The organism is Hydrogenophaga palleronii (assembly GCF_031457455.1).
Classification (GTDB): Bacteria; Pseudomonadota; Gammaproteobacteria; order Burkholderiales; family Burkholderiaceae_C; genus Hydrogenophaga; species Hydrogenophaga palleronii_A.
In genome coordinates, this window is sequence record NZ_JAVDWU010000006.1 from 14,427 (window position 1) to 39,475 (window position 25,049).

Annotated in this window: 33 protein-coding genes; 24 read left to right on the forward strand and 9 right to left on the reverse strand. The window is 63.7% G+C overall.

The window, feature by feature from the left end; translation table 11 throughout:
• Positions 1 to 13: 13 nt before the first annotated feature.
• Complete coding sequence (locus tag J2W49_RS14510; protein WP_310317419.1) at positions 14 to 415, reverse strand: SgcJ/EcaC family oxidoreductase; 402 nt, start codon at positions 413 to 415, stop codon at positions 14 to 16.
• Positions 412 to 1,260: a 4,5-DOPA-extradiol-dioxygenase gene (gene ygiD, locus J2W49_RS14515; RefSeq protein ID WP_310317420.1), complete on the reverse strand. Its 849-nt coding sequence runs from the start codon at positions 1,258 to 1,260 to the stop codon at positions 412 to 414. Before ygiD ends, J2W49_RS14510 begins: the two co-directional genes overlap by 4 nt.
• Before the next feature lie 214 nt (positions 1,261 to 1,474).
• Between ygiD and J2W49_RS14520 the strand changes: the two genes are divergently transcribed.
• The 10 genes from J2W49_RS14520 (at position 1,475) to J2W49_RS14565 (ending at position 6,011) form a co-directional block, all read left to right on the forward strand.
• Positions 1,475 to 1,870, forward strand: coding sequence for a tautomerase family protein (locus J2W49_RS14520; RefSeq protein ID WP_310317422.1), 396 nt, complete (start codon positions 1,475 to 1,477; stop codon positions 1,868 to 1,870).
• 20 nt (positions 1,871 to 1,890) lie between these two features.
• Positions 1,891 to 2,043, forward strand: a complete 153-nt coding sequence (locus J2W49_RS14525) for a hypothetical protein (RefSeq protein ID WP_310317425.1) — start codon at positions 1,891 to 1,893, stop codon at positions 2,041 to 2,043.
• 29 nt (positions 2,044 to 2,072) lie between these two features.
• A complete protein-coding gene (locus J2W49_RS14530; protein ID WP_310317427.1) occupies positions 2,073 to 2,258 on the forward strand; it encodes a DUF6500 family protein in 186 nt (61 codons plus the stop codon).
• A gap of 120 nt (positions 2,259 to 2,378) precedes the next feature.
• Positions 2,379 to 2,978 carry a putative glycolipid-binding domain-containing protein gene (locus tag J2W49_RS14535; protein ID WP_310317430.1) on the forward strand — a complete coding sequence of 200 codons (600 nt, stop codon included), beginning with the start codon at positions 2,379 to 2,381 and terminating at the stop codon, positions 2,976 to 2,978.
• A gap of 48 nt (positions 2,979 to 3,026) precedes the next feature.
• The gene (locus J2W49_RS14540) at positions 3,027 to 3,506 is read left to right on the forward strand and encodes a hypothetical protein (protein WP_310317434.1); all 480 of its coding nucleotides are present in this window, start codon (positions 3,027 to 3,029) and stop codon (positions 3,504 to 3,506) included.
• Between the two features lie 45 nt (positions 3,507 to 3,551).
• Entirely contained in the window at positions 3,552 to 3,842 is a 291-nt protein-coding gene (locus tag J2W49_RS14545; protein ID WP_310317437.1) for a hypothetical protein, read from the forward strand.
• A gap of 39 nt (positions 3,843 to 3,881) precedes the next feature.
• A complete protein-coding gene (locus J2W49_RS14550; RefSeq protein ID WP_310317440.1) occupies positions 3,882 to 4,418 on the forward strand; it encodes a GrpB family protein in 537 nt (178 codons plus the stop codon).
• Between the two features lie 67 nt (positions 4,419 to 4,485).
• Positions 4,486 to 4,815: a DHCW motif cupin fold protein gene (locus tag J2W49_RS14555; protein WP_310317441.1), complete on the forward strand. Its 330-nt coding sequence runs from the start codon at positions 4,486 to 4,488 to the stop codon at positions 4,813 to 4,815.
• Complete coding sequence (locus J2W49_RS14560; protein WP_310317444.1) at positions 4,808 to 5,290, forward strand: DUF1801 domain-containing protein; 483 nt, start codon at positions 4,808 to 4,810, stop codon at positions 5,288 to 5,290. The genes J2W49_RS14555 and J2W49_RS14560 overlap by 8 nt, the downstream gene beginning before the upstream one ends.
• A 67-nt stretch (positions 5,291 to 5,357) precedes the next feature.
• On the forward strand, positions 5,358 to 6,011 hold the full coding sequence (locus J2W49_RS14565; protein WP_310317447.1) for a DUF1697 domain-containing protein: 654 nt from the start codon (positions 5,358 to 5,360) through the stop codon (positions 6,009 to 6,011).
• A 26-nt stretch (positions 6,012 to 6,037) separates the two neighbouring features.
• On the opposite strand, the gene J2W49_RS14570 is transcribed toward J2W49_RS14565, so the two are convergent.
• A complete protein-coding gene (locus J2W49_RS14570; RefSeq protein WP_310317449.1) occupies positions 6,038 to 6,988 on the reverse strand; it encodes an arsenic resistance protein in 951 nt (316 codons plus the stop codon).
• Positions 6,985 to 7,464: a MerR family DNA-binding protein gene (locus J2W49_RS14575; protein ID WP_310317452.1), complete on the reverse strand. Its 480-nt coding sequence runs from the start codon at positions 7,462 to 7,464 to the stop codon at positions 6,985 to 6,987. Before J2W49_RS14575 ends, J2W49_RS14570 begins: the two co-directional genes overlap by 4 nt.
• Positions 7,465 to 7,547: 83 nt before the next feature.
• Between J2W49_RS14575 and J2W49_RS14580 the strand changes: the two genes are divergently transcribed.
• Positions 7,548 to 7,856 (forward strand): hypothetical protein, encoded by a 309-nt coding sequence (locus tag J2W49_RS14580; protein WP_310317455.1) that lies wholly within the window; start codon positions 7,548 to 7,550, stop codon positions 7,854 to 7,856.
• A 57-nt stretch (positions 7,857 to 7,913) separates the two neighbouring features.
• Here the strand turns inward: J2W49_RS14580 and J2W49_RS14585 are convergent, their stop codons facing one another.
• Positions 7,914 to 8,903 (reverse strand): tripartite tricarboxylate transporter substrate-binding protein, encoded by a 990-nt coding sequence (locus tag J2W49_RS14585; RefSeq protein WP_310317457.1) that lies wholly within the window; start codon positions 8,901 to 8,903, stop codon positions 7,914 to 7,916.
• Positions 8,900 to 10,336 (reverse strand): amidase, encoded by a 1,437-nt coding sequence (locus J2W49_RS14590; protein ID WP_310317461.1) that lies wholly within the window; start codon positions 10,334 to 10,336, stop codon positions 8,900 to 8,902. The genes J2W49_RS14585 and J2W49_RS14590 overlap by 4 nt, the downstream gene beginning before the upstream one ends.
• A gap of 118 nt (positions 10,337 to 10,454) precedes the next feature.
• On the opposite strand from J2W49_RS14590, the gene J2W49_RS14595 reads away from it, so the two are divergent.
• Positions 10,455 to 11,336: a LysR family transcriptional regulator gene (locus J2W49_RS14595; protein WP_310317462.1), complete on the forward strand. Its 882-nt coding sequence runs from the start codon at positions 10,455 to 10,457 to the stop codon at positions 11,334 to 11,336.
• A gap of 95 nt (positions 11,337 to 11,431) precedes the next feature.
• On the opposite strand, the gene J2W49_RS14600 is transcribed toward J2W49_RS14595, so the two are convergent.
• From J2W49_RS14600 to flgA, 3 genes are all read right to left on the reverse strand, one after another.
• Positions 11,432 to 11,797, reverse strand: a complete 366-nt coding sequence (locus tag J2W49_RS14600; RefSeq protein WP_310317464.1) for a hypothetical protein — start codon at positions 11,795 to 11,797, stop codon at positions 11,432 to 11,434.
• Positions 11,798 to 11,823: 26 nt separating this feature from the next.
• Positions 11,824 to 12,168, reverse strand: coding sequence for a flagellar biosynthesis anti-sigma factor FlgM (gene flgM / locus J2W49_RS14605; RefSeq protein WP_310317467.1), 345 nt, complete (start codon positions 12,166 to 12,168; stop codon positions 11,824 to 11,826).
• A 253-nt stretch (positions 12,169 to 12,421) separates the two neighbouring features.
• Positions 12,422 to 13,138 (reverse strand): flagellar basal body P-ring formation chaperone FlgA, encoded by a 717-nt coding sequence (flgA, locus tag J2W49_RS14610; protein ID WP_310317470.1) that lies wholly within the window; start codon positions 13,136 to 13,138, stop codon positions 12,422 to 12,424.
• Positions 13,139 to 13,485: 347 nt separating this feature from the next.
• Here flgA and flgB point away from each other — a divergent pair, with 347 nt between their 5' ends.
• From flgB to flgL, 12 genes are all read left to right on the forward strand, one after another.
• Positions 13,486 to 13,887, forward strand: a complete 402-nt coding sequence (flgB, locus tag J2W49_RS14615; protein WP_310317472.1) for a flagellar basal body rod protein FlgB — start codon at positions 13,486 to 13,488, stop codon at positions 13,885 to 13,887.
• Positions 13,888 to 13,889: 2 nt separating this feature from the next.
• The gene (locus J2W49_RS14620) at positions 13,890 to 14,117 is read left to right on the forward strand and encodes a hypothetical protein (RefSeq protein ID WP_310317475.1); all 228 of its coding nucleotides are present in this window, start codon (positions 13,890 to 13,892) and stop codon (positions 14,115 to 14,117) included.
• A gap of 13 nt (positions 14,118 to 14,130) precedes the next feature.
• Positions 14,131 to 14,535 carry a flagellar basal body rod protein FlgC gene (gene flgC / locus J2W49_RS14625; protein ID WP_304913975.1) on the forward strand — a complete coding sequence of 135 codons (405 nt, stop codon included), beginning with the start codon at positions 14,131 to 14,133 and terminating at the stop codon, positions 14,533 to 14,535.
• 26 nt (positions 14,536 to 14,561) lie between these two features.
• Positions 14,562 to 15,230, forward strand: a complete 669-nt coding sequence (locus J2W49_RS14630) for a flagellar hook assembly protein FlgD (RefSeq protein ID WP_310317479.1) — start codon at positions 14,562 to 14,564, stop codon at positions 15,228 to 15,230.
• Positions 15,231 to 15,292: 62 nt separating this feature from the next.
• Complete coding sequence (flgE, locus tag J2W49_RS14635) at positions 15,293 to 16,507, forward strand: flagellar hook protein FlgE (RefSeq protein ID WP_310317482.1); 1,215 nt, start codon at positions 15,293 to 15,295, stop codon at positions 16,505 to 16,507.
• A gap of 169 nt (positions 16,508 to 16,676) precedes the next feature.
• Entirely contained in the window at positions 16,677 to 17,417 is a 741-nt protein-coding gene (gene flgF, locus J2W49_RS14640; RefSeq protein WP_310317484.1) for a flagellar basal-body rod protein FlgF, read from the forward strand.
• A 126-nt stretch (positions 17,418 to 17,543) separates the two neighbouring features.
• Positions 17,544 to 18,326 (forward strand): flagellar basal-body rod protein FlgG, encoded by a 783-nt coding sequence (flgG, locus tag J2W49_RS14645; protein WP_310317486.1) that lies wholly within the window; start codon positions 17,544 to 17,546, stop codon positions 18,324 to 18,326.
• A gap of 38 nt (positions 18,327 to 18,364) precedes the next feature.
• A complete protein-coding gene (locus J2W49_RS14650; RefSeq protein WP_310317488.1) occupies positions 18,365 to 19,069 on the forward strand; it encodes a flagellar basal body L-ring protein FlgH in 705 nt (234 codons plus the stop codon).
• Between the two features lie 47 nt (positions 19,070 to 19,116).
• Complete coding sequence (locus tag J2W49_RS14655) at positions 19,117 to 20,295, forward strand: flagellar basal body P-ring protein FlgI (RefSeq protein WP_310317490.1); 1,179 nt, start codon at positions 19,117 to 19,119, stop codon at positions 20,293 to 20,295.
• 256 nt (positions 20,296 to 20,551) lie between these two features.
• Positions 20,552 to 21,442, forward strand: a complete 891-nt coding sequence (flgJ, locus tag J2W49_RS14660; RefSeq protein ID WP_310317492.1) for a flagellar assembly peptidoglycan hydrolase FlgJ — start codon at positions 20,552 to 20,554, stop codon at positions 21,440 to 21,442.
• A 142-nt stretch (positions 21,443 to 21,584) separates the two neighbouring features.
• Positions 21,585 to 23,498, forward strand: coding sequence for a flagellar hook-associated protein FlgK (gene flgK / locus J2W49_RS14665; RefSeq protein WP_310317495.1), 1,914 nt, complete (start codon positions 21,585 to 21,587; stop codon positions 23,496 to 23,498).
• A 314-nt stretch (positions 23,499 to 23,812) separates the two neighbouring features.
• The gene (gene flgL / locus J2W49_RS14670; RefSeq protein WP_310317497.1) at positions 23,813 to 25,033 is read left to right on the forward strand and encodes a flagellar hook-associated protein FlgL; all 1,221 of its coding nucleotides are present in this window, start codon (positions 23,813 to 23,815) and stop codon (positions 25,031 to 25,033) included.
• The last annotated feature ends 16 nt before the right edge of the window (positions 25,034 to 25,049 follow it).

The following is a 25,049-nucleotide window of genomic DNA, read 5'->3' on the forward strand; positions in this document are numbered from 1 at the left end:
AGGAGAGCAGGTGTCAGGGCGACAACGAGGAATGGTGGTCCACGATCAGCCAGTGCCCGCCCGTGCGGCGGTAGGCCAGGCTGAACCGCGCGGGCAGGGCGCGAGGCTCGCCGGCTCCGCTGCTCAGATGCAAGGTGTAGGCGCCGCTGCACAGCGCCACGCCATCGCCTAGAAGGCGCACACGGGCTTCGCCCATTTGCACGCGTGGCGCGGGCCGGGCCGCGAAGGTGCGCGCAAAGTAGGCAGCAATGCCTTCAGGCGTGTCAATCAACACCGCCGACGTGGTGCCCCACAGCACCGCAGCCGGGTCGTACAAGGCCAGCAGGGCGGGCAGGTCGCCCGCGTTGAAGGCACTGGCCCAGTGCTGGCGCGCCGCCTCCACACCCGCGGCATCAGGCGAGGTGCCGCGCGTCATCCGCCCCACACCACCGAACGCATGGACAGCGAAGCCATGTCAAACACGTCGTTGAAGTAGGTGGGTGCTTCATCTTCGTACGCCGCACCGGCCGCGTACAGCAGCGGCAGGTAATGTTCCCAGGTGGGGTGGGCATTGGCCGCCAGCGCGGCATTGCGCTGGAAATCGCTCAGCGCGTCCAGGTTGCCCTGGTTCAAATGCCCGGTGGTGAGCTGGTCGAACTCGATCGCCCAGTCGTAGGCCTGGCCTGGCCCGATGCCCCGGCGCATGGCCCGCAGGTTGTGCACGATGTTGCCGCTGCCCACGATCAGCACCCCGCGGTCGCGTAGCTCCCGCAACTGCCGCCCCACGGCCGCATGCTCCGCCGGCGGGCGGCCGTAATCCATGCCCAGCTGAATCACCGGAATGCTCGCGTCCGGAAACATCGGCTTCAACACCGACCACGCCCCATGGTCCAGCCCCCACTCATGCCCGTCCAGCCCCAGCGGCGCATCGCTGCCCGGCTGCCGCACCAGTTCACTGATCGCCTGCGCCGCCGCCGGGTCACCGGGCGCCGGGTACTGCTGGTCAAACAAGGCTTGGGGGAAGCCACCAAAGTCGTGAATGGTGCGCGGGTCCGCCATGGCGGTGAGCTGCCAGCCCCGCGTGAGCCAGTGGGCCGACACACACAGAATCAACCGGGGCCGCGCGGGCCTGGCCAGCAGCTGCTCGCCCAGCGCCTGCCAGCTGCGTCGGTAGGCGTTGTCTTCGATCGCGTTCATGGGGCTGCCATGGCCGATGAACAGCACCGGCATGCGTTCGGTGGGGGGCAGGGTGGTGAGGTGGTCCAAAGTTGAGGCGGGCATGGCGGAATGGGTTTGAATTTGCGTTTGGGACGACATGACCTCTCCTGGGCGAGGGCTGCCTGCGATCATCGCTGGCATGGGTGAGCAATCAAAGTCCGAGCATAGTCAAAACGGTCGCTCAATGCCCGCGACTTGTTAGCATCTCCCCCTGCTTGGGCAGACCACCTGCCCGAATGCAGGGGAGGCACCTAATGCAAAGCAACAGAGGATTTCAATGCCAAGTGTTCTGATTGAAGTTCGCATGCAGCACGAACGCGAGCAAGAACTGAGGATCATGGAAGCCGTGCACAGCGCGCTGCGCACCGCCTTTCAGATTCCGGCGAACGACCGAAACCTGCGCTTGCTGGTGCATGAGCCTCACCGGTTCGAGTGCCCGCCGGACCGAACCAAGCCCGACCTGTACACCCACGTGAGCATTGATGCTTTTACGGGCCGCTCCCTGGATGCCAAGCGCAAGCTGTACCGGTGCATCGTGGAGAACCTCGAATCCACAGGTATTCCTCGGGATCACGTCAAGATTTTGCTGCGCGAAATACCGCTGGAGAACTGGGGACTCTCCGGTGGCAAGCCCGGATCGGAAATCGATCTTGGATTCACGGTCGAGGTGTAGCACCAAGGATGGTCAAAGTCATGGATTCTGCAGAACTTCATCTCTCTCGAGTTTCGCAACAGTTGGCCTTGGTGGCCATGCAAGCGGCTGCTGCGTACAACCAGACGCAGAGCAAGCTGGATCTGGCAGACGTACTGAGCGGAGACCGCATGATGGCCGAGGCATCGCAATGAGACTTTGTCTAAGAGAAAAAATCACAGACGTGTGCGCCAAGAAGATACTGGCCAAGGGCGAATCCGTTGGCGTTTCCTTTTACGCCTTCTTTGCGAACAGGAATGACGACCCGGAGCTTCTGATGGAGGCCGCCACGTGGTGGATTCAAGTCCACAAGCTTGATCACTTTGAGAAAGCCACCAAGATCAAGAAAATGGTTGATGCAGGCGTCTGATGCATCCTGCACGGTGCCGTGGTGCCTGCCGCCAGGGCTTCGTGGATTGAAAGCCGAACTCGACAGGCCTTGCAGGGTCGGTGATATTTCTGACCATCGCCATTTTCAAGGAGCGCTTGAATGAACACCCCGTTTGCGGTCTTGTGGCGCCGGCTTGACGCACCGGGCCACGATGCCTGCCAATTCGAGCAAAGCAAGTCCGGTTGGAGCTTGCGTGGTTCGGCCGTCTTTCTGGACGAACACAAGGTCTGCCAACTCCGCTACGAGGTGTTGGCGGATGCGGCCTTTCAGACACGAGAAGCGGCGGTCGTGGGGTGGCTTGGCGAGGTGCCCGTGGACTTGCGAATCTGTGCCGTCGGCAATGGGACATGGACGGTGAATGGCACAGAGCAGCCTCCAATCGCTGGTTGTATCGATCTGGATCTGGGGTTCACGCCCGCAGCGAACTTTCTTCCCGCGCGGCGCCTGGGCCTGATCATTGGCGAAGACGCACAAGCGCCCGCCGCGTACCTGGCGTTCCCGCAGCTGAAGTTTGAAGTGCTCCCGCAGCGTTACAAACGCTTGTCAGATACCGAATATGACTACGAGGCACCCAGTGTCGGCTACCGCGGCACGCTGAAATTGTCCCCGGAAGGCGTCATCGTTTTCTATCCCGATCTGTTTCTCAGGGAAGAGTCGCCGGGGCAAGTGAACGATGAGGGTGGGCGGGGCCAGACATAATCCCTCGCGTGCCACTTCTTGTGAGGGTCGTTGTCAGCGTCCCAAGGAATGGACCAAGCCATCAAGGAAACCCTCGTGATAAAAACATTCAAAGCGCTCGCATTGGGATTGAGCGTGTTGCTTTCGGTCCCGTCCTATGCTGCAACCCCCACTGAGAAGCTCGCGACTTGTTTGGTCGATGCGCTCAATGGGAAGGAACGGAAACAACTCGTCAAGTTCATGTTCTTCGCACTGGCCAGCCACCCTGAACTGTCATCTGCCTCGAATATCACCGCCGAGGAGCGCGACGCAGCAGAAAGGGTTTATGGAGGTTTGATGACGCGTCTGATCACGGAGAACTGTCCCTCCGAAACAAAAGCGGCATACGAGTTCAGCCCTCTGGCCGTTCAAGAAGCATTTCAGATGATTGCCCAGGTGGCAATGGCGGAGATAACAGCAGATCCGAAGGTCACGGCTTCCCTCTCGAGCTACATGAAGTACGCTGACGTGAATAAGATTGCCTCCACGATATCTGTGCCCTCTCGCTAGCCGCATTTGAACGGATGCGGCTCTCACGGAACAAGGCCCCTACGAATGAGCGCATCGTATGTCGCAGAAAAGCGGGCCAAATTCCAGTCCTGGTGGCACGCGCCTGCAACGCCTGCCGACCGCGCCTGGGCTTTTGTTCTGGGTGCCTGGGCCGGTCTGTGGCTGGGCCTTATCGGTCGCCTGATCATTGGCGGAACGCCCGTGCCTCTTGTGGAGGTGTTCTGGTACGCAATAGCTATGGCGGTTGCCCTCGCTGTTTCTGGACTCATCTTCCCAAAGACGGTGCGATGCATTTCTTTTCCGTTTGCGTTTTTCGGACTTTCCGGTGGCAATTGACATGAGTCGGACCGGTTCGGTGTTGCCCAGTGCTCATCCATGACTGAAGAAGAGTCGCTTCACGCTGCGATCCAAGAAGACATAGCGCTGCACCCCTATGAAGCCACTTGGCCACAGGCGTTTGAGGCCGAACGAAGCCGTCTCCTGTCTCTTTTCCCAGGCGAGTTGGTGGAAGTTGAGCACATTGGAAGCACTGCGGTTCCAGGCCTCAGAGCCAAACCCGTGATCGACATGCTTGCCGGTGTGCGATCCATCAACGATGCTGAAAGACTTGCACTGCCTTTGTGCCAGTCCGGCTACGCCACGTCAGCAGCGTTCAATGATTCCTTGTCAGATCGCAAGTGGTTCATGCGCTGGGCCAACGGGCATCGAACCCATCATCTTCATCTCGTTGTTCATGGCGGACCCGTCTGGCACGATCGACTGGCGTTTCGCAATGCGCTGCGGTCAAGACCAGCACTCGCCGCAGAGTATGTGGCTCTCAAGACGCAACTCGCCACTGCGTATCCCCATGACCGGGAGGCTTACACCATGGCCAAAACCGGGTTCGTCCGCGCTGCCTTGCGCCAGGCTTGACGCGTCACATGGGCGATTGCTGGGCCAGAATCGGGGCTTCAGACACCCACCTTGAGAGAGATCGACCATGAAGATGGAAGACATCCCCTTCGGCACCACCGACTGGGCGTCGATTCCCCGCACGGAGCACAAAGGCACCACCGGCACTGCCTACTGGCGCACGGCGAACTTCGGCAGCGTCCGGGTGCGCATGGTCGAGTACTCGCGGGGATACGAGGCCGACCACTGGTGTTCCAAGGGCCACATCCTGCTGTGCCTGGACGGGGAGCTCGAAACCGAGCTGAAGGATGGCCGCAAGTTCACCCTGAAGCCCGGCATGAGCTACCAGGTGGCGGACGGGGCCGAGCCACATCGCTCGCGCACTGACGCTGGCGCCACCCTTTTCATCGTTGACTGAACGCCGGTCTCGCAAGCTGATGATCGAAGCCATGGTGACGCCGTTCCAGAGCAACGCCGTCGCGCAGGCGTTCGAAGCCTATCCGCCTGCCATGCGCCGCCAGTTGCTGGCGCTGCGTGAACTCATCTTCCGAACGGCTGCCTCCACGCCAGGGGTTGGTGAACTCGAGGAAACGATGAAGTGGGGTGAACCCGCCTACCTCACCACGCGCAGCAAGAGCGGAAGCACGGTTCGAATCGGCTGGAAGAAGTCCAGGCCCACCGAATACGCCATGTACTTCAACTGCCAGACCACCCTGGTCGATACGTTCAGATCCCTGTTCCCGGACGACTTGCAGTTTGAAGGCAACCGTGCCATCGTGTTTCATGATTCGCAGGTGGTGCCCACGGACACGCTGGCCTTCTGTGTGGCTGCCGCGCTGACGTACCAACGCCACCGCAGAAACCAAGCGCCAGTGAACAGGCCAGTGAGCTGACCTCGGCCACCCTCTTGTGGGGGGCTGAACCGCGGGCACAAAAATCTGCGCAATTGGGTCAGCACCCTTGTCAGGCATCTCCTTGAAGCGGTCAAATGTGGCGGCGTACTTTTCACGTCAGGTCCGCCGTGTGGTGGTGTTGCGCTTCTGCTCACCTCGCATTCCGAACGACAATCTGCCCAAAGCAAACCCCAACGCTGTACCATTGCCCCGCCACGTCGCATTCCTCCGCGGAGTCAGCCCGATGAACGCTTCGATGCCGGAGCTCAAGCGTGCCTTCGAGCTTGCCGGTTTCTCGGAGGTGCGAACGCTGCTGTCAAGTGGCAACGTTGTTTTCAGCGATCGGGCCAGGTCCGCACAGGTGCTTCGGCAGCGGGCCGAACGCGCCATGCAAACGCATCTTGACCGCACGTTCATCACCTTCGTTCGATCCAGTGAGTACCTCCAGACCATGCTGGAAGCCGATCCGTTTGGCGAGTTCGATCTGCCGCCTGGAGCCAAGTGTGTTGTGGCGTTCCTGCGTCAACCTTGCGCGCGGCAGCTCTCGCTGCCGATCACGCTCGATGATGCGCGCATTCTCAAGGTGGTGGGCTCAGAGGTTTTCGTGACCTATGTTCCTGGCCCCAATGGCCCGGTCTTCATGAGGCTGCTTGAGCGCACGTTCGGTACTGACATCACGACACGCACCATCGATACGGTTCGCAAATGCGCGTGGGCATAGTGCCCATGGCGGCGCGCGATACAGCGCTACCTGAACAGGTACCTCGGTATCACCCACACATACGCCGCCATGCCGAACAGCTCCACCATTGACTGCACGACGATGACCACGGCGACCACCTCCCAGCCTGCGGGCAACAATAGGGCCAAGGGCAACACCACGAAGGAATTGCGGGTGCCCATGCTGAACGCCAGCGTTCGGCCTTGTTCGGCTGGTAAGCGCAACTGAAGCGCGATGCCTTTGGCCAGCAAGGCAGCTGCCACGAGGAACAGCACGAACACTGGCAACACCATCTGCAGCTCATGCAGCGCGTTCAGCACGGTGCCCACCTGAGCGCCCGCAATCAGAAACACCACGAGAGACAAAAGCGGCACGGGCCACCACGCCAGGGTTTCGCGCAGCCCCTCGGTTTTGGCTTGCGTTTCCAGCCACCGCTCAGCCAGAGCTGCCAAAGCCAGGGGCGCCAGCACGATCAGCACGGCCGGTGCCAGCGTGGACCAGGCCCATGAGCCCACGCTCTGGGCGTCGGTCATCAGCCACAGGTACAACGGCAGCAGCACCAGTTGCAACCCCAGATTCAGTGGTGTGATGGCCATCGCCCGGGGCAAGTCGCCCTTGCCCAACTGGCTGAAGGTGATGAACCAGTCGGTGCATGGCACCAGCAGCACCAGCAGCACGCCAAGTCGCACGACCGGGTCGAAGTCAAAAACCACCACCAACGCCCAGACCAGCAGGGGCAGCATCACAAAATTACCCAGCAGCACAGCGGCTGCGAAGCGGCGGTCGCGCAGGGCATGCCGCACGTGCAGCAGCGGCACTTGCAGGAAGGTCACGAACAGCAGGGTGGCCAGGGTGGGCCACAGCAGATGCTCCATCGCCGGGCCAAGTGATGGCCAAGCAGTCCCCGCAGCCAGACCCAGGCCGATAACGATGAGGTAGACCCAGACCTGATGGCGCTCCAGCGCGAAACGGCTCAAGCGCAACACCCTGAAGAATCGGTCGATGCAGGTGCGCCCTGGCGAAGATCGCTCAGGATGGTGCAGTCGGGCGCTGGACCGCCTGCACAGCTTGCACTGCAGGCGCGGATGTAGCGCGACAGGCATTGGTCCAGGCGGCGCAACTCGGCCATCTTGGCCCGCACGGCCGTCAGATGCGCCTGGGCAATGGCGCGCGCCTCCACGCAGTCGCGTTCGCTGCTGGTGGACAGCGTGACCAGCTCTCGCGTCTCTTCAATGGAAAAGCCCAGATCGCGGCAATGGCGGATGAGGATGAGCACGCCTTGCACCGATTCCGGGTAGACACGATGTCCGCTCTCGCGACGCAAGGCAGGGGGGATCAAGCCCACTTCCTCGTAGTAGCGAAGAGCAGACACCGCCAAGCCGACTCGCTTGGCCAGGGTGCCGATGGTCAGTAGCTCTGGCGAGGGTTCTGGGGCGGTTTCGGAATTCTTCATGGCACGCCTTGCATCTCAAGTAACTTGAGATCCTACAGTGAGTCCACGGGAATCGACCCGCATGGATCAACTGGAGAAAACGCGTGAAAAAACCTGCACTGACAGCGCTGGGTGTGGCCGGTGCGTGTGTGGCCTGCTGCACCATTCCATTGGCGGTTCCGCTGTTTGGGGGAGCGGCTGCGCTGGGGCTGACCTCGTGGCTGAGCGTGGCGTCCCGGATCGGGGTGGAGATGTTGATCCTGATGGTGATCGCCTCCCTGGCTGCGCTCGTGTGGAGCGCCACGGTCTGGGCGCGGCGCAGGCGGGTGAAAGCCTGTGGCACCGAAACTTCCTGCGGAAGTGCATGTGCTGTGGCCCCAGATGCCGGGGGGGCCAGCTGTGCTCCGCGGTAAGGAGCCATGGCCGGATGCCTGTCGCGGACCGGTTCAGTGGCACGCCCCCGACGCAGATCAGTCTTCGCTCTTGAAGCCGGACGATTTCACAATAGGGCGCCAGAAATCGCGTTCGGCTCGCAGTTGGCTGGCAACTGCAGCAGCATCCCTGCCGGTCGGCTCCAGCCCGGCGCTTTGCAACTGCGCCTGTACGTGTGGTTGCTGGACAGCGGCGACGAAGGCCTTCTCGAGTTGCTGGACCACGGCTTTCGGGGTCTTGGCCGGCACGTAGGCCCCGTACCACGCATTGGCGTGCGCGAAGGCGTCGATACCGGTCTCCTTCAGGGTCGGCACATCGGGCAGTGCGCGGTTGCGCTGCGTGCCCGAAACGGCAAGGATGCGCACTCTCCCCGCGTGATGCAGTTGTAGTTGGCTCGCTAGGGCGTCGGTTGCAAGCGGTACATGCCCGCCGACCACGTTGGAGACCAGTTGTGCACCGCCTTTGTACGGAACGGGCGTCAACGGCACGTCGATGGCCTTGGAGAAAGCGAGGATGGAGAAGTGCAGTGCACCCCCCAGGGAGGTGAGGCCGACATTGCCGTTGCCGGGATGGCTGCGGACCCAGGTGGCGTACTGGTCCACCGTCTGGTAGGGGCTGCTGCTCGCTGTCGAGATCACCGTCGGCACGTCCACCAGGTGTGCGACTGGTTGGAAGTCTCGCTCTACGTCGTAGTCGATCCGTTTGTAGGTCATCGGAAAAATGATGAAGGGCGCGCTCGACGCCAGCAGCACTGTTCTGCCGTCCGCAGGTGCTCGTTTCACATGGTCGATCGCGATTCGCGTCGCGGCGCCAGGACGGTTTTCGACCAGGACAGTTTCTCCGCTGGAGGCGCGCAAATGCTCGGCAAGCGCACGCGCCAAGGTGTCGAGCGCGCCCCCCGCCGGGAACCCGACAATCAGCTTCAGGGGTGTCTTGGAGGCGTCCGGCGCCTGCGCAAGCGGGCTGGACACTGCCAAGGTAGATACCAGTCCAACGAGAACGAGACGATGCGCGTGCAGGGTTTTCATGCGAACTCCAGTCGTGGTCGAAGTGAAGGAAGGGCGAGCGAGGACTCCAGCATTGCGGCGACCGGCAGAAGATCTGCTTCTGCGCGGAACCTTCCCACCAACTGGATGCCGATCGGCAATCCGTGGCGGCCGAAACCGCAGGGCAATGTCACCGCCGGATGTCCCGTCAGGTTGAAGGGCATCAGCCAGGGGAACCAGTTGGCGCGCAGTTCCGGGTAGCTGCGACCGTCGATGTCGATCTCGCCGAACAGGTCCTGGTCGATGGGAAGCGCCGTGCGCGACAGGGTGGGCGTGACAATGAAATCGTTGTCGCGCAAGAGCGACTGCACGTGGCGAAACAGGCGGGTGCGGGCGAACATGGCACGCTGGTAGTCGATGCCGCTCACCTGGGTGGCGAGCTCGAGTTGCCGCAGCAGCGAAGGGCTGAGATCGTCGGGCCGTTCGCTTGCCATCGCGCCGAAGCGTGTGAGCCAGACCGTGTGGTTGATGGTGCGCCACAGGGGCTCGACCTCGAATTCGGCCGTGTCCTGCAGTTGCGAAAGCTCGGCGCCCAGCGCGCGCAGATGCCCCAGCGCCGCTTCGAACGCCTCGGCCACTTCACCGGCCACCGGCCGGTCCCCCAGTGCCAGACCGAACAGGATCTTCTTGCCGCGAAGGTCGACCGCGCTGCGCACGCGTTCCACATAGTCTGGAACGGGTGCATCGACTGACCAGGGATCGCACGGATCGCCCCCCGCCATGGCCTGGAGCATCAGGGCCGTGTCGGCCACGGTGCGCGTGGTGGGCGTGACGTAGGTGAGGTTGCCGAAGGCATCTTCTGCCTGGCTGTGCGGGACGGTGCCGAGCGACTGCTTCAAGCCGACCACCCCATTGCAAGCTGCGGGGATTCTTGTGGAGCCACCGCCATCCGTGGCGATGGCCAAAGGTGCGATGCCGGCGGCCACGGCTACAGCGGCCCCGCCGCTGGAGCCACCGCTGGTGTGCGCCGCGCTACAGGCGTTGCGCGTGCGGCCGAACAACGGCGCATCGGTCAGGCACTTCGCGCCAAATTCCGAAGTCGTTGTCTTGCCGATGAGGATGGCTCCATGACGCCGCATCCGGGCGACCGCCTGCGCATCCTCATTGGGAATGTTGTTCTCGAATAGGCGCGAGCCGAACGTGGTGCGCACACCTCGGGTGTTGACGATGTCCTTGCAGGTGTAGGGGATGCCGTGCAGCAGGCCCAGCGGCTCCCCGGCCATCACGGCGCGCTCGGCTTCGCGAGCCTCCTGCATCGCTTCTTCGGCACACAGGGTGATGAAGCAGTTCAGTTCGGGTTGCAACTGCTCGGCCCGTTGCAGCACGGCTCGCGTGACCTCCACCGGGGAGACGTCGCGATGGGCAATGCGCCTGCGCAGCGTGGCGGCCGTCATCAGGCAAAGGTCTTCGCTCATGTCGAACCGATCTCCTTGGTGTGGCAAGCGTGTGTGGAAACGGCGCCAGCTTCCCACCGCAGTCAACGTGCGTCCAATACTGTTTTGCGACGAGGCCATACGAGATTAGTATGGGTCGATGGACTTGAAGATGCTTCGCTATTTCGTCGAGGTGGCCGAGGCGCGCAGCGTCGGCAAGGCCGCCATGCGGCTGCACATGGCGCAGCCGCCACTGTCGGTCCAGATCCGCAATCTGGAGTCGCGCCTGGGCACCACGCTTTTTCGCCGCGAGCCAGACGGCATGCACCTGACGGAAGCCGGCCGCGCGCTGTTCACCCGCGCCAAGGAGGCGCTGGCGCTGGCCGAGGACGGTTTCGAGGCCGCGCGTGCCGTGGCGGCGGGCCACCGGGGCAGACTGACGATCGGCTACATGTTCGCGCTCGGCTACGCCGTGCTGCCCAGGCTCGTGCCGCAGTTGCGCCGCACCTTGCCGGGGGTCGAGTTGCAGTTCGTCGAAATGAGCACGCGCACCTACGAAGCACTGATCTGGGAACTCAAGGTGACGGTTGGCCTGTGCATGCCACCGCTGGTGAGGGAAGGTGTGGCGTCAGAGTCGGTCGGGCAGCAGCCGTTGATGCTGGTCATGCCGACGCGGTCTGTGTTGGCTCGGCAGACCGTCGTGGCCGTGGAAAAGCTTCAAGGCGTGCAGCTTATCGGTTTACCGGTCCCCGACAAGTCCGCACGGACATCCACCGTCAGCACATTGCTGAGCAGGCACAACGTGACGGTCCGCACGGTGCACAGGGTCGAAACGGTTCATTCCGCCCTGGCGCTGGTACTCGCCGGCGAAGGCCTTGCGATATTGCCGGCATGCGCGTCCGTTGGCAGTCCGCCAGGCGTGGTGTTCCGGCGGTTGCAGGGTGCAGAAGAGGGGTTGGAGGTGGCGGTTTGCTGGCGCAAAGACGTGGATAACCCGTTGGTGTCGCGGTTCATTGACGCGGTGCGTTCCGCACTGGAATGACGGCGACCAGCCGATGCCGGCTTGCGCCGCGCTGTCTGTTTGCTGAGTCGGCGCGCGGATCGCTGATCTTCCCGGCGGGGATCGAGGCCTGCGGATCAGGCCGACAGATACCCCTGGCTGGGCCCGCGACCGCCCATCTGGCCCGGGCGGCGCTGGTAGGTGTTCACGTTCTGCTGGGGCAGCAGGCTGCTCACGGCGCGCTGGCTCTGGGCACTGGCGCGCAGCACAGCCTGGCGCAGCTGGCTGAAGCGGCGGGCGGCAGCGTGCAGGTCTTCGCGCACGGCGGGGCCTTGAGAAGCCAGTTCCACCCGGCTGAGCAAAGCCTGAAGCACGCCATGCACCTGGGTGCTGGCCTGTTCGACGGCAAGGGCATCGTTCTTGAGCAAGGCGGTTTCGAGGGCGTCCAGGCCCTCGTGCAGCGAAGCAATCCAGGCTTGGGGGGCAATCGCTGCGGTTTTCATGGGAAGGATGTCCTGAAAGAGGTGGATCAGCTGCGGTTGACGCTGCCGCTGAGCATTTCGGCGGCGTTGGACAGCATCTTGTCGGCGATGGCTTCGGCGTTCACCTGGAAAGTGCCGTTGGCGATCGACAGCTTCATGGCTTCCACTTTTTCCGCGTTGAACACCTCGCTACCGCCCGATCCCGTGGCCGACAGCGCCTGGGCGGTCGATGCAGACAGGCTCACCGTCACGCCGGGTTGTGGCTGTGCGGGTTTCGACTGCGCGGCAGACCCGGCAGCCATTTCGGAACCAGCCGCCGGCTTCTCGGCCACCTTCTGGGGGCCTCCGGCAACGGATCCAATGTACGAATCGGGTGATGAATCGACTTTCATTTCACTCTCCAGACCCTGCATTCAGGGGGTTGTGGAATGACTATCGGCGAAAGTGAAGGGGATCTTTAGGCTTTTTTTGTCGAACAGTTCACGAAAAACTGAAATTCTGGGCTCAAGGTGCGAAAACAGCCTTGGCAACATCTCCCTTTGCAAGGGAACCCACCCCATCAAGGGATGCCGCCGGGCCGGCTTTGCGGGACGGCTGGCCTCGCCCCCTCGAAGGGGGTCGCGCGAAGCGCGGCGGGGGTGGTGGTCAAAGTGAAATCAGCACCGTCTGGTCTTCCTGGACGGTGCCTGTGACCACCTTTCCGCCGGCCAACCGCACCCGAACGGACTGGCCTGGCACCCCCGTGCCCAGCGACTGGCCCGTGACCACCACGATCATGCCGCCGCCCGACGTGCTCACCCGCACCTGCTCGCCCGGACCAAAGGCCGGCACAGGCCGCACCATGTGCTGGCGCAGGGCCTGCCCGGGGCGCAGGGCGTACACCGCCTCATGGCCCACCCACAGTTCCGGCGTGCCCAGCACGCTGGCGTGCTGCTCTGCCCAATCGATTTCGGCGATTTCGGCGTCTTCTTGAACCAGCGGCGTGCCGGCGGTCACCGGGCGCACCAGCACCCAGGCCGGGCCCCAGGCCTTCACGGTCACCGGCAGAAACACATTCCAGCGCACCGCACCCTCCAGGCAGCGCAGGCCCACGCGGCTGCGGCCCCACAGGCGGGTGCCCGGTGGCAAATAAGGTTCCACCCGCCCGCAAGGCGCCAGCTTGAGGCGCGGGTCCAGTGAACCCATGATCACTTCAGGGCGCAGTATCTGCGCCCCTTCACGGCCCAGCGAGGCGTCCAGCGCCGGCTGCAGCCAGTCCATGGCCACCTGCTCGATGCTGTGGCCATTCGCCGCCGGCAGACTGGGGTTCTGCTGCACGGTGATCTGTGCGGCGGCGCCAGAAGCCATTGTCAGGGTTGCCATTCCTAGTAAGGCATTCAGACCGAGTCGAGTAAGTCGCGGCAGTTTGAACAGTGTCTTCATATATGTGCTCCGGTAATCCACAGCCGCAACGAGCAGGAGGCTCGAGTCCAGTGGCACCGCCGGGCCGGCTTTGCCGGACGGCTGTGCCGCCCCCTTGAGGGGGTCGCGCGCAGCGCGGCGGGGGTGGGTCCATTCTTGCTGCGAGCCATCGCAGCAAAGCAGGGAAATGCCCGTGAAAGCCCTGCTTCTTCTGCTCATTGCCCGCCCTCAAGTTTTTCCATACTTCCCTTCAACCCGGTGAAAGCCCTTGCTTTGACCGACTCCGCAAACACCGCCAGGAGGCGAACATGCTTGAACAGATGACCGCACGGCTGGATTTCCAATCCAAGGCCTTGCTGCTGCGTTCGCAGCGCCAGCAGGTGATTGCCAGCAACATCGCCAACGCCGACACCCCCGGCTATGTGGCCCGCGACTTCGACTTCGCTGCTGCACTCAAGAGCGTGGCAGGCGGCGCGGCCAGTGCTGGCGTGAGCATCACCGATGGCAAGCACATGCGCCTGGGCACCACCGACGCGCGCAACCCGGCCATGGCCTACACCGTGCAGACCCAGCCCAGCCTGGACGGCAACACGGTCGACATCGACCGCGAGCGCGCCAACTTCGTGGACAACAGCATCCGCTACGAGTCCACGCTGCGTTTCATCAACGGGCATGTGAAGACCATGCTCAGCGCGATTCAAGGACAGTGAGCATGACTACCCCCCGCGTCACCTTCGGTGCCACCCCCCTGGAAGGGGGGCAATACCTGCGGCCCGGCGAAGCCGGTTCCGCGGTATTTCTGGATCGGGGGGCACGCGCTCCGGCACAAGCCGTTCGCCTCGGAGATGCATCGTCTGTGGCATCCCTGAATGTCTGTGTTGCTTCTTCGGCCGTGTTTCTCGGCTACTGGCGCTCGGCCCGTCCGGCGCTCTTGCATTGAAAGGACTTGAACCATGTCCATGTTTACGATTTTTGGTGTGTCGGGCAGTGCGATCAGTTCGCAGTCTCAGCGACTGAACGTGGTGGCCAGCAACCTGGCCAATGCTGATGCGGTGGCGGGGCCGGATGGCCAGAGCTACAAGGCGCGGCACATCACGTTCCAGACCGTGCCCATGGGTGGCGCGGGCTCGGCGGGCGTGAAGGTGCAGAACATCACCGAGAGCGAAGCGCCTGGGCGGCGGGTGCATTCGCCGCACCACCCCAGCGCCGATGCGGACGGCTATGTGACGCACTCCAACGTGAACCCGGTCGAGGAGATGGTCAACATGATCTCGGCCTCGCGCTCCTATCAGAACAACGTCGAGGTCATGAACACGGCCAAGTCGCTTCTGCTCAAAACGCTCCAGATGGGGCAGTGATCCCGGCATGAAAAGGACGACGAACCATGATGCTCTCGCAACCGCTTGACCTCAGCAACCTGGGCACCGCCGTGGGCAGCACCACGGCCACCAAGGGCGGCAACAACGCCACCGACCCCCAGGCCTCGCAAGACCGTTTCCTGAAGCTGCTGGTCGCGCAGCTGAACAACCAGGACCCGCTCAACCCGATGGACAACGCACAGATGACGACCCAGATGGCGCAGATCAACACGGTCAGCGGCATTCAGGAACTCAACGCCACGCTCAAAGGCATGGCCGAACAGAGCGCGTCCATGCAGTCGCTGCAGGGCACCGCGCTGATCGGGCGCGACGCGCTGGTCGAGGGCAACACAGTCACTTTCGACGGCACCACCGGCAAGGGTGCACTGGCGCTTGCTGGCGACGCCAACCGTGTCTACGTGGACATCCTCAACAAGAACGGCAGCGTGATCGACACCGTCGACATGGGTTCACTCACGAAGGGTCATCACGCCTTCCAGTGGGACGCCGGCAGCATCAACCCGGCCGATGTGGGCAACTTCCGGGTGCGCGCGAACAACGGCGCAGACCAGGTGGAGGCCACGCCACTGGCCCGCGTGAAGGTGGCATCGGTGGCCTTTGCCAACGGCGCCATGGTGATGCAGTTGCAGAACGGCCGCACCACCACCTACGACCAGGTCCGCGCCTTCATGTAAGTGCGAACCGATTTTCATCTCCAACCGAACACTCCCTTTCTCTCCGTCACAAGGACATCACCATGGCATTCCAGCAAGGTCTCTCGGGTTTGAACAGCGCCAGCCGCAATCTGGACGTGATCGGCCACAACATCGCCAACGCCAACACCGTGGGCATGAAAACCTCGCGTGCCGAGTTCGCCGAGCTCTACGCCAGCTCCATCAACTCCTCTGGCGGCATCAATGCCGGCATCGGGGTGTCGGTGGCCACCGTCTCGCAAATGTTCACCCAAGGCAACATCAGCGTGACCGGCAATGAACTGGACCTGGCCATCAATGGCGCGGGCTTCTTCGAGCTGGGCCAGCGCGACGGCTCCATGGCCTACTCGCGCGCCGGCATGTTCAAGCTCGACGCCGATGGCAACATCATCAACAACGAGGGCGCCAATCTCATGGGCTACCCCACGGATGTGGATGGCAACCGCACGGCCTTCGAGTCGCAGCCCCTGCGCCTGCCCACCGGCGGTCCCATTCCCGCGCGCCAGACCACCGCCATCACCGCCGAATTCAACCTCGACGCGCGTGCCGGCATCGCAGCCGCGCAGGTGCCGCCCACCCCGCTGGCCACCTACGCGACCTCCATCGTGGCCTTCGACCAGCAAGGCCTGGAGATCCCTGTGACACTGGCGTTCGAGAAGATCGGCAACAACCAGTGGAACGTTTATGCCGCCGCCAACGGCGATGACCCCGCCGCTGCTGTGCCGTTCCAGATCAACTTTCTGCCGGACGGCTCCTACGACCCCGCCAACGTGGTCCCGCCGCTGCAACTGGCCTCGCCCAACGACCCGGCCCAGGTGTTCAACGTCGACCTCAACTTCGAGGACGTGACCCAGTTCGGCACCGCGTTTGCCGTGGCCGACATCGACCAGGACGGCTACCGTCCCGGCGAGTTCACCGGTCTGAACATCGATGAACAAGGCATCGTGACCGCCCGCTATTCAAACGGCGAAACCCATGCGGCGGGCCAGGTGGCGATGGTGAACTTCCGCAACGTGCAGGGCCTGTCGCCCACCGGTGGTGGCAACTGGGTCAGGACCGCCGCGTCGGGCGAACCGGTGCGAGGTGCCCCTGGCGAAGGCAATTTCGGCGTGCTCAAGTCCGGTGCGCTGGAAGACTCCAACGTCGACCTCACCGCCGAGCTGGTCAACATGATGACTGCGCAACGCGCCTACCAGGCCAATGCACAGACCATCAAGACGCAGGACCAGGTGCTCAACACTCTCCTGAGCATGAGGTAGTGATGGCCCACCCCCGCCGCGCTGCGCGCGACCCCCTCAAGGGGGCGGCACCAGAGGCCCGGCAAAGCCGGTTCCTCGGTGCCACTGGACGAAGACACCTCGTTCGCAGCACGACAGGGCTTTGCCATCGCACCTGGCTGCACACCCCTAGAACGCATCGGAGCCCCCCATGGACCGCATGATCTACACCGCGATGACCGGCGCCAATGCAGCGATGCATCGGCAGCAGGTGCTGTCGAACAACCTGGCCAATGTGTCCACGCCCGGTTTTCGCGCGGAGCTGTCCACCTTCCGTGCAGTGCCGGTGAATGGCGATGGTTCGAGCACACGGGTGTACTCGCTGGAAGCCACGGCCGGGCATCTCGATGCACCGGGCGCGGTCAATCCCACCGGGCGCAATCTGGACGTGCTGGCCAAGGGACAGTCGTACTTCGCTGTGCAGGCACTGGACGGCACCGAGGCCTATACCCGTGCCGGTGCCTTTGAAGTGGACGCCGATGGCACGCTGGTCAACGCACAAGGCCTGCCGGTGCTCAGCGACGGCGATGCGCCCATCGTGGTGCCGGCCAATGCCACGGTGGACATTGCCGGCAGCGGCATGGTGACCGCCCGTGTGGGCGACCAGCCCCCGCAGGAACTGGGCCGCATCAAGCTGGTCACGCCCGACGCAGACAACCAGCTGGCCCGTGGTGGCGACGGTCTGTTTCGGGGCACGCAAGGCCAGCAGTTGCAGGCCGACGCGCAAGCGGGTGTGCAGAGCGGCGCGCTGGAAGGCTCCAACGTGAACCCCATTGAAGCCATGGTCGGCATGATCGCCGTGGCCCGTCAGTTCGAAGTGCAGATGCGCATGCTGCAAAACGGTGAAGCCAACGACAAGTCGGCCGCCCAGCTCTTAAGCCTCAATGGATGAACATGAATAACCCCCCGCGTCACCTTCGGTGCCACCCCCCTGGAAGGGGGGCGATACCAGAGGCCTGGCAAAGCCAGTTCCTCGGTATCTCTGGACCAAGCCGCAACTGAATTAGGAGCAAGCACCATGATCAACTCGTTGATGATTTCCAAGACCGGCATGCAGGCCCAGCAGACGCAGCTGGACGTGATTTCCAACAACATGGCCAACGTGTCCACGAACGGCTTCAAGCGGGGCACCGCCGTGTTCGAAGACCTCATGTACCAGAACCTGCGCCAGGTGGGCGCCGCGGCCGACGAGCAGAACACGCTGCCCACCGGTTTGCAGATCGGTCTGGGCGTGCGCACGGTGGCCACATCTCGTTCACACACCCAGGGTAGCCTGCAGCAGTCGGGCAACCAGCTCGATCTGGCCATCAACGGCAACGGCTTTCTGCAGGTCAACATGCCGGACGGCACCATCGGCTACACCCGCGACGGCAGCATGCAGCTCGACCAGCAGGGCCGCATGGTCACCTCCGGCGGCCTGCCCATCGCCGGCGACATCACCATTCCTGCTGAAGCTCAAAGCATCACCATTTCCGGCGACGGTGTGGTCACCGTGAAAGTGCCTGGCAACGCAGCACCGCAGCAGGTGGGAAACATCGAACTCGCCGGCTTCGTGAACCCGGCCGGCCTGGAGCCGCTGGGTCAGAATCTGTACGCCGAGTCGGTGGCGTCGGGCGGCCCGGTCAACGGTGCCCCGGGAGCCGGTGGCCTGGGCAACCTGATGCAAGGCTACGTGGAGAGCTCTAACGTCAACGTGGTGCAGGAACTGGTGACCATGATCCAGACCCAGCGCGCCTACGAGATGAATTCCAAGGCCATCCAGACCTCCGACCAGATGTTGCAGCGTCTGAGCCAAATCTGATCGGCACTGTTTTGTTTCCCATTTTTTGAGAGCCCACCATGCCTCAAGCCACCTCTCTCTTTCAGCGCAGCAGCACCTTGCTGAGCGCCGTCGTGCTGGGTTTCACCGGCCTGTTTGCCGGCTGCATGACCAAGCCGGTGGAACTGGTCGAAGTCAAGCCTGTGACCTATCCCCAGGTGGTGCGCACCGCGCCACGCGGCGGCAGCCTGTTCCAGGCCGCCAGCTACCGACCCGCCTTTGAAGACCCGCGTGCCCGCATGCCAGGCGACACGGTGACCATCCAGATCACCGAAAAAGTGTCTGCCACTCAAAGTTCTTCGTCCAACGTGGACCGTGCCGGCAGCTCCTCCGGCGGGGTCACCGCGCTGCCGTTTGTGCGTCCCAAGGACCTGCTCAAGGCCGACAACCTCAAGCTCGCCGGCGAGTCGTCCACCGAGTTTGGTGGCAAGGGCGGCACAGAGAACGCCAACACCTTCTCTGGCGTGATCACCGCCACCGTGCAGGAAGTGCTGCCCAACGGCCACCTCGTCGTGGTGGGCGACAAGCAGATCGGCGTGAACAACAACGTGGATGTGCTGCGCTTTTCCGGCACCGTCGATCCGCGCCACATCCGCCCGGGCAACGTGGTGGCTTCCGCACAGGTCGCCAACGCCCGTATTGAATCCAAGGGACGCGGTCAGATCGACGAAGCGCTTTCAATTGGCTGGTTGGGACGGTTCTTTTTGAACGTTATGCCGTTCTGAGTCGGCCTAGCATGGAGTCACCCTTTCCATGCCTCGAAAAGATTGCCATGAACGTCCCTCTCCACCCGCCCGCATCTGCCGCCAGCGAGCACAGCCGCGCCTTGATGCGCATCTGCCTGGGCGCCTGGCTTGGGGTACTGATCGTGATTGGCGTGCTGGCCTGGCCCCAACTGGCCCAGGCGCAGACCATGCGCATCAAGGAAGTGGCGGCGGTGCAGGGCGTGCGTACCAACCAGTTGACCGGTTTTGGCCTGGTGGTGGGGCTGGACGGCACGGGGGACCAGACCACCCAGATGCCCTACACCTCCCAGGGCATGAACAACTATTTGCAGCAGCTCGGACTGAACCTGCCCCCTGATGCCAAGGTGCAGCTCAAGAACGTGGCCGCCGTCATGGTCACGGCACAGCTGCCTGCCTTTGCTCAGCCGGGCCAGATGATCGATGTGACCGTGTCTTCCATGGGCAACGCCAAGTCGCTGCGCGGCGGTACGCTCATCAGCACCCCGCTCAAAGGCGCGGATGGTGAGATCTACGCGCTCGCACAAGGCAACCTGCTGGTGGGCGGTGCCGGCGCATCGGCCGGCGGCAGCAAGGTGCAGATCAACCACCTGAGCGCCGGGCGCATTCCCGCTGGCGCACAGGTCGAACGCACGGTGGAGACTGACTTTGCCTTGGGTGAGACCATCGACCTTGGCCTGAACGCCTTCGATTTCCAGACCGCACGCCGTGTGGCTGAAGCCATCAACAGCCGCATGGGGCAAGGCGTGGCCCACGCCATCGACGGTCGCGTGGTGCGCCTGCGTGCCCCCGTCAACAGCCACGAACGCGTGGGCTTTCTGGCCCAGGTCGAAGAGATTCCGTTGGAAGCCACCATTCCCGTGGCCAAGGTCATCATCAACACCCGCACCGGTTCCATCGTCATGAACCAGGCCGTCACGTTGAGCCCGGTGGCGGTGGCACACGGCAACCTGTCGGTCAGCATCAGCACCACCCCGGTCATCAGCCAGCCCAACCCGCTGGCCCGGGGCGAAACCGTGGTGGCCGAAAAGTCCAACATTGAGATCACCCAGCAAGGCGGCGCGCTGGTGCAGATGGACGCTGCGCCCAAGCTGGCCGATCTGGTGCGCATGCTTAATGGCCTGGGCGCCACGCCGCAGGATCTGCTGGCCATTCTGCAAGCGATCAAGGCCGCGGGCGCGATGAACGCGGAGCTGGAAGTCATATGACGTACGCCCCCCTGCGCCGCTTCGCGTCTTCCCCCCTCTCTGGCGCGGCTTCGCCGCTTGGAGGGGGGACGCTCCCTGTGGCCCGGCGAAGCCGGTTCCACGGGAGCCCTGGAATGGGGCATTTCGCGCCGGATGCCCGTTTGGTGGCTTCGGCTCTCTCGCCCTGCGGGCTTCGTTGTCCTTCTGATGGGATGTTGCGTGTGAGCGCTTTCGCGCGCCGCCAGAGTTTGATCGGGGCACCACCAGGGAGGTTGATGTGAACGCATCTTCTTTGTCTCCTCAGGGTCTGGCGATTGACCCGAATGCGTTGAATGCGCTGAAGTACAGCAGCGGTGTTGCGGGTGAAAAAGGCGACAAGGCGGCGCTGAAGGAAGCGGCGAAGCAGTTTGAGTCGCTGTTCATGCGCGAGTTGATCAAGAGCATGCGTGAAGCCACGCAGAAGTCCGGGCTCATGGAAGGAACCGGCAGCGACATGGGCACCGAACTGCTGGATCAGCAGATGGCGGTGCAGCTCTCCGGCCTGCCCGGGGGCTTGTCCGAGGCCATCGAAAGGCAGCTCAGCCGCCAGATCACCGCAGGCACCGTGCAGGACAAAGCTGCCACCGGCGCAGAAGCGCGGGAAGCGCTGCCGGCCCTCACCCCTCCCAGCACGTTGGGGCGCCAGACGGGCGGGCCGCGGGCCGCCGGTTTTGTGGAGCAACACAGCGACGCCGCGGCCGTGGTGTCACGCGAGTCCGGCATTCCGGCCAGCTTCATGATCGGCCAGGCCGGGCATGAAACCGGCTGGGGCAAGAGCGAAATCAAGCACGCTGACGGCTCCCCTTCCTTCAACCTGTTCGGCATCAAGGCCACTGGTGGCTGGAAAGGCAAGGTTGCCGAGATCACCACCACCGAATACATCAATGGCGAGCCACGCAAGGTCACGGCCAAGTTCCGTGCCTACGATTCGTATGCCGATTCGTTCCGCGACTACGCCCGCCTGATCGGCCAGAGCCCGCGCTACAACGAGGTGATGGGCCAGCTCGATTCGGTGAAAGGCTTTGCCACCGGCCTGCAGCAGGCCGGCTACGCCACCGATCCGCAGTACGCCAACAAGCTCAGCCGAGCGATCAACATGACGCTCGCATTGCAGAGGGTGAACGCATGACCACCCCCGCCGCGCTTTGCGCGACCCCCTCAAGTGGGCAGCACCAGCGGCCCGGCAAAGCCGGTTCCGCGGTACTCCTGGATCTAGGGCATTTTGCGCCGGCGGCTGCCTTGGCTCTGATTGGAAACACAAAGGAGTTCCCATGGGAGCGCTGAGCATTGGCGCGAACGCGCTCACCACCAATCTGGCGGCGCTGCAGGTCATTGGCCACAACATCGCCAACGTCAACACCGAGGGCTATTCGCGCCAGAACGTGCAGCTGGAGACCGCGGGCTACCAGAAGTTTGGCAACGGCTACTTCGGCAAGGGTGTGAACATCGCCACGGTGGAGCGTTCGCACGACGCCTACCTCACGCGCGAAGCGCAGATCACCTCGGCCATCGCCTCGGCTGACGCGATTCGTTATTCCCGGCTGCAGCAGCTCGAAAGTGCCTTCCCGCTGGGTGAAGGGGGTCTGGGTTCGGCCTTGAACAGCATGCTCAACGCCTGGGGCGACGTGAGCTCCTCGCCGTCTGACCTGACCGCCCGTACCGTGGTCATTGCACGTGCCGAAGAATTTGCCAGCCGGCTGCGCAACACCGCCGGTCAACTGGACAGCCTGCGCAGCAACACCTACCAACAGGTCGAAGGTGCGGTCAACGTGGTCAACCAGCTGGCCAGCGACCTGGCCAAGGTGAACCAACGCATCATCGAAACCCAGGGGGGCACCCACACACCGAATGACCTGTTCGACCAGCGTGATCAGCTGGTGCGCGAGATCAACAAATACGTGCAGACCAGCAGTGTGGCGGGAGAGGGCGGCGCCATCAACCTCTTCGTCGGCGGCAGCCAGCCGCTGGTGCTGGGCCAGAACGCGCAGCGTCTGGCCGTGGGCCGCGACAGCGCCGACCCTTCCCGCGTGCAGGTGCTGTTCACACAGGCTGGCATGAGCACGCCGATTGCCGACGCCAACCTGGGTGGTGGCGAAATCGCCGGCCTGGTCCGCTTCATGAACCAGGATCTCACCGTGGTGGAAAACCAGCTCGGTCGCCTGGCGCTGGCGTCTGCTATATCGCTCAACGAACAGCAGGCACTGGGCCTGGACCTGCAAGGCAATCCCGGCACCAATTTCTTCGTGCCGCCAGCCAACGCCACCGCACAGGGCGCCAACACCAACACCGGCAACGCCCAGATCAGCACCAGCGTGAGCGACCCCACCGCATTGATGGCGTCCGACTACGACATTCGCTTCGAGGCCGGTGGCGTCAACATCATCCGCATGTCCGACGGGCAGAGCACGGTCGTCCCCAGCCTGCCTGCCGTGATTGATGGGCTGAACTTCAACCTGGATGCGGGTGCCGGCAACGTGGGTGACCGTTTTGCGGTGCGGCCTTTTGCGGCCGTGGCGCGCAACATCCAGCTCGCCATCGGGTCGCCCGACCGGCTGGCAGCGGCCAGTCCGGTGCAGGTGGTGCCTGGTGTGGGCAACAGCACCGGCCTGAGTGTCGAGAGTCTGTACGCGGTCTCGAATTCGCCCAACCTCACCGACCCGGTCACGCTGACCTTCCAGGCGGATGGCACGTTCACCGCCACCGGCCTGGGCCCAGGCAACCCGCCGCCCGACAACGTGGGCCCGCCCGCCACCTACAACTTCAGCCCCGGCGTTCCCATGGAACTCAACGGCTGGAGCCTCACCCTGCGCGGCACCCCGACCGCTGGCGACACCTTTACCGTGGACGCCGCGCCAGCCAGCTCCATCGCACAGAACTCGGGCAATGCGGTGGGCGTGCTCGCCATGCGCGACCGCCCCACCTTTGAGGGCATTGCGCTGGCCGATGGTTACATCAGTCTGTTTTCCGAGTTGGGCACCCAGGTGCAGGGCGCCAAATTTGCGTCAGAGTTTTCCGCCAGCATCGCTCAAGGCGCCGAAACTGCCCGAACCAATGTGGCGGGGGTGAACCTGGACGAAGAAGCCGCGCGCCTGCTGCAATTTCAGCAGGCCTACCAGGCGTCTGCCAAGTTCCTCCAGGTGGCGCAAAGCACCTTCGACAGCCTGTTGCAGACCGTGGGTCGCTGAATATGAGACACCCCCTGCGCCGCTTCGCGTCTTCCCCCTCTCTTGCGCCTTCGGCTTGGAGGGGGACGGCGCCTTGGGCCGGCGAAGCCGGACCCTTGTCGCCCCTGGATGGAGGCACTTCGCTCCGGACGGTCTGGCGCTTGCACCCCTTGCGTCGCTGCGCGGCTTCCCCCTCTCTGGCGCCTTCGGCTTGGAGGGGGACGGCATCTTGGGCCGGCAAAGCCGGACCCGCGCTGCCCCTGGATGGCGCGCGGAACGCCTCTGCCTCGTGCTGCGCTTCAACGGTTCGTCCTCCGAGTGTTTGAGGAATTGTCATGAGAATCTCCACCGCCAACAGCTACGACAACACCATTGCCTTGCTGGCGCGCCGACAGGCCGAACTGGCTGCCCAGCAGGAGCGCCTGGCCACCGGCAAGCGGGTGCTCAAGCCCAGCGACGACCCGGTGTCGGCCACTCTTTCCGAGACCGCACAGAACCGCCGCACGCGCGTGGAAGCCGACCTGCGTGCACTCGACGCTTCGAAGACCAGCCTGCAGCAGGCCGAGAGCGGCCTGGCCGAGTCGGGCGACCTGATCCAGCGCGTGCGCGACCTCATCATCACGGCCGGCAATGGCACCTTCACCGACAGCGAGCGCGAAGACGTGGCCCGCCAGCTGGAAGGCCTGCGCGAACAGCTCATCGACGTGGCCAACCGCAAGGACAACGCCGGTCGCACCCTCTTTGGTGGCCTGGGCGGTTCTTCCACGCCCTTTGTCGATCTCTACACTTCCACCGGTGCCGGCGTGCAGTTTGAAGGCCTGCGCGGCCAGGCCGCCGCTGGAGCCGCCTCGTTGCCACAATCGCTCGACGGTCACGCCATCTGGATGCAGGTGCCTGGTGGCAACGGCAGCTACACGCTCGGCCTGGGTGCCGGCAACACCGGTGGCGTGAGCACCAGCGTGGGCACCGTCACTGACCCGGCCGCGCTCACCGGTGACGAGTACCGTATCGATTTCGCCGACGTGGCGGGTGAAATGCAGTTCACCGTGGTCAACGTCACCACGCCCGCCAACAACCCCATGGCCGGGCTCACCGGCGTGCCCTACGTGGAAGGCCGGTCGGTGCAGTTCGACGGCCTGACGCTGCGGCTCGACGGACTGCCCGCCGCCGGCGACACCGTCGAGATTGTGCCCAGCACACCGACCGACATCTTCAGCGTCGTGCAGAACGCCATCAACGTGCTGCGCGACACCAGCCCGAACCGCAGTGCCCTGCAGACCACCGAACTGGCCCGCGCCCTGACCGAGCTCGACGCCGGCCATGACCGCGTGCTGCTGGCACGCGGCCGTGCTGGCGAATGGCTCAACCGCGCCGATTCGCTCGACACCCTGATGGAAGACCGCGTGGTCGACTTCAAGTCCGAACAATCGCGACTAGAAGACCTCGATCTGGTCAAAGGCATCTCGGACTTCCAGAGCCAGCAGATCGCGCTGGAAGCCGCCATCAAGGCTTACGGGCAGGTGCAGCGCCTGTCGCTGTTCCAGGTGATCAATTGACCTTCGCGCGGTCACG

Coding starts and splice junctions, on each gene's coding strand:
- J2W49_RS14510 (WP_310317419.1), bottom strand. CDS start 415: ATGACGCGCGGCACCTCGCCTGATGCCGCGGGTGTGGAGGCGGCGCGC.
- ygiD (WP_310317420.1), bottom strand. CDS start 1,260: ATGCCCGCCTCAACTTTGGACCACCTCACCACCCTGCCCCCCACCGAA.
- J2W49_RS14520 (WP_310317422.1), top strand. CDS start 1,475: ATGCCAAGTGTTCTGATTGAAGTTCGCATGCAGCACGAACGCGAGCAA.
- J2W49_RS14525 (WP_310317425.1), top strand. CDS start 1,891: ATGGATTCTGCAGAACTTCATCTCTCTCGAGTTTCGCAACAGTTGGCC.
- J2W49_RS14535 (WP_310317430.1), top strand. CDS start 2,379: ATGAACACCCCGTTTGCGGTCTTGTGGCGCCGGCTTGACGCACCGGGC.
- J2W49_RS14540 (WP_310317434.1), top strand. CDS start 3,027: ATGGACCAAGCCATCAAGGAAACCCTCGTGATAAAAACATTCAAAGCG.
- J2W49_RS14545 (WP_310317437.1), top strand. CDS start 3,552: ATGAGCGCATCGTATGTCGCAGAAAAGCGGGCCAAATTCCAGTCCTGG.
- J2W49_RS14550 (WP_310317440.1), top strand. CDS start 3,882: ATGACTGAAGAAGAGTCGCTTCACGCTGCGATCCAAGAAGACATAGCG.
- J2W49_RS14555 (WP_310317441.1), top strand. CDS start 4,486: ATGAAGATGGAAGACATCCCCTTCGGCACCACCGACTGGGCGTCGATT.
- J2W49_RS14575 (WP_310317452.1), bottom strand. CDS start 7,464: ATGAAGAATTCCGAAACCGCCCCAGAACCCTCGCCAGAGCTACTGACC.
- J2W49_RS14585 (WP_310317457.1), bottom strand. CDS start 8,903: ATGAAAACCCTGCACGCGCATCGTCTCGTTCTCGTTGGACTGGTATCT.
- J2W49_RS14590 (WP_310317461.1), bottom strand. CDS start 10,336: ATGAGCGAAGACCTTTGCCTGATGACGGCCGCCACGCTGCGCAGGCGC.
- J2W49_RS14595 (WP_310317462.1), top strand. CDS start 10,455: ATGGACTTGAAGATGCTTCGCTATTTCGTCGAGGTGGCCGAGGCGCGC.
- J2W49_RS14600 (WP_310317464.1), bottom strand. CDS start 11,797: ATGAAAACCGCAGCGATTGCCCCCCAAGCCTGGATTGCTTCGCTGCAC.
- flgM (WP_310317467.1), bottom strand. CDS start 12,168: ATGAAAGTCGATTCATCACCCGATTCGTACATTGGATCCGTTGCCGGA.
- flgA (WP_310317470.1), bottom strand. CDS start 13,138: ATGGCAACCCTGACAATGGCTTCTGGCGCCGCCGCACAGATCACCGTG.
- flgB (WP_310317472.1), top strand. CDS start 13,486: ATGCTTGAACAGATGACCGCACGGCTGGATTTCCAATCCAAGGCCTTG.
- J2W49_RS14620 (WP_310317475.1), top strand. CDS start 13,890: ATGACTACCCCCCGCGTCACCTTCGGTGCCACCCCCCTGGAAGGGGGG.
- flgC (WP_304913975.1), top strand. CDS start 14,131: ATGTCCATGTTTACGATTTTTGGTGTGTCGGGCAGTGCGATCAGTTCG.
- J2W49_RS14630 (WP_310317479.1), top strand. CDS start 14,562: ATGATGCTCTCGCAACCGCTTGACCTCAGCAACCTGGGCACCGCCGTG.
- flgE (WP_310317482.1), top strand. CDS start 15,293: ATGGCATTCCAGCAAGGTCTCTCGGGTTTGAACAGCGCCAGCCGCAAT.
- flgF (WP_310317484.1), top strand. CDS start 16,677: ATGGACCGCATGATCTACACCGCGATGACCGGCGCCAATGCAGCGATG.
- flgG (WP_310317486.1), top strand. CDS start 17,544: ATGATCAACTCGTTGATGATTTCCAAGACCGGCATGCAGGCCCAGCAG.
- J2W49_RS14650 (WP_310317488.1), top strand. CDS start 18,365: ATGCCTCAAGCCACCTCTCTCTTTCAGCGCAGCAGCACCTTGCTGAGC.
- J2W49_RS14655 (WP_310317490.1), top strand. CDS start 19,117: ATGAACGTCCCTCTCCACCCGCCCGCATCTGCCGCCAGCGAGCACAGC.
- flgK (WP_310317495.1), top strand. CDS start 21,585: ATGGGAGCGCTGAGCATTGGCGCGAACGCGCTCACCACCAATCTGGCG.
- flgL (WP_310317497.1), top strand. CDS start 23,813: ATGAGAATCTCCACCGCCAACAGCTACGACAACACCATTGCCTTGCTG.